2 protein-coding genes are annotated in these 1342 nt (G+C 62.7%); both read right to left on the bottom strand.

Annotation, left to right across the window (positions count from 1 at the left end; translation table 11 throughout):
- Positions 1–186: 186 nt before the first annotated feature.
- On the bottom strand, positions 187–519 hold the full coding sequence (locus tag ON31_RS29580) for a hypothetical protein (protein WP_039818382.1): 333 nt from the start codon (positions 517–519) through the stop codon (positions 187–189).
- A 139-nt stretch (positions 520–658) separates the two neighbouring features.
- Complete coding sequence (locus ON31_RS29575; protein ID WP_039818381.1) at positions 659–1042, bottom strand: hypothetical protein; 384 nt, start codon at positions 1040–1042, stop codon at positions 659–661.
- Positions 1043–1342 lie beyond the last annotated feature (300 nt).

The following is a 1342-nucleotide window of genomic DNA, read 5'->3' as shown; positions in this document are numbered from 1 at the left end:
CCGGCGTTGCTCTCGATTGCCGAGATCGCCCGCGACGCCGGTATCCCGGCCGGGGAAGTGGTCGGCCGCGAGTTCCTCGCGACCGGGGACGCGAACGGGCTGCACGACTTCCGGCTCAAATTCGACCCCCGGAAATGAGAGAAGCCCCTCGGGGCGGTGGGTTTCACCGTCCCGAGGGGCTTGCTGTCACTCGAGGTTGTCCAGGATGCCCCACGTCGATTCGAACGCTGTGAGCATCATGTCGGCCGCCTCGCGGTACCAGGCCGATCCTTCCCGGTTGTACCTGCGGTACATCTCGATTCCGGTGAGCCACTTGAGGATCATCTCGCCGAGGAAGTACTTCACATCCTCGTTGCCGGGGAGTTCGGGAAGGACGTTGTAGGCGTCGATCACGGCCCGGTAGTGGCTTCCGATCCGCTCGGGCTCGTGGAGTTCGGGCAGATCGTAGGGAAGTTCGAGCCTGAGAAGCAGGCACTTCCGGAGGATCATGTACGCCTCGAGAAACCGATCGTCGAGCATTTCGCTCTCCTGTCTGCTGTGTAGTTTTCGATGTACTTGTCTTCGGGTTCTGACTCCCTCTGACATCTATTACTATACAGCAATCGAGCATCATTAAGCAACACTTGGATGAGGGTAATTCCGAGTGCTGCAACGGAACTCACTCAGCGCGACGCCGCGGCCGACGACTCGCCATCCTGGCGTCAATCGTCGAGCGCTTCCAGCGCTTCACGCCGTTCGAATCGTCGTCCGGCTCGCCGAATCGCCCGCGGCTGATATCGGCGCGCACCGTGCCCGCCGCGAGCCCGGTGTGCTCGGCGATCCCGGCCGGATCGAGCAGCTCGTTCGGGTCGCCATGAGTTGCCGTATCCCGGCCGAAATGCTCGCGGTACGCCGAATCGACTGCGTCGGAATCAAATTCCAGCCAGCGCCCGCGCTTCCCGGTCGCCGCCGGCCATTCATCGGTGGCCATCCAACGCCGGACAGTTACCAGGCTGCGGCCGTATTTCTCGGCGATCTCGGGGGCAATCAGGCGCGATACCATGGTGCGGACTCCTTCACTGTGGGTCGATGTGCTGGTCGGCGGAGTTTCTGACCTCGAGGGCGTGCCCTTGCTCCGCCGACCACCTCACTTGCGTATCATTATGCAGCGATAGAGCGGCGCAGTGCAACGAATGTCGTCGGGGTGCGACGCGCCGCACGCCGTCAATGGGTTGCCAGCAAACCGCCTGGTCGCTAACCTCTGGACTAGAAACCGCTGCTGACCAGGGCACCCCAAAAACGGTCACGGCGGTTTTTTCGTGCCCCCGAAATCTGCGGGCCGCCCGACTTGCAGCGCGTCAAA

The organism is Nocardia otitidiscaviarum NBRC 14405 (assembly GCF_000308635.1).
Classification (GTDB): Bacteria; Actinomycetota; Actinomycetes; order Mycobacteriales; family Mycobacteriaceae; genus Nocardia; species Nocardia otitidiscaviarum.
The sequence above is the reverse complement of the archived record's forward strand: the minus strand, read 5'-3'. Positions and strand labels throughout refer to the sequence as shown.

Excerpts from the sequence above, each read along its gene's own strand:
- ON31_RS29580 (WP_039818382.1), bottom strand. The coding sequence starts at position 519 with ATGCTCGACGATCGGTTTCTCGAGGCGTACATGATCCTCCGGAAGTGC.
- ON31_RS29575 (WP_039818381.1), bottom strand. The coding sequence starts at position 1,042 with ATGGTATCGCGCCTGATTGCCCCCGAGATCGCCGAGAAATACGGCCGC.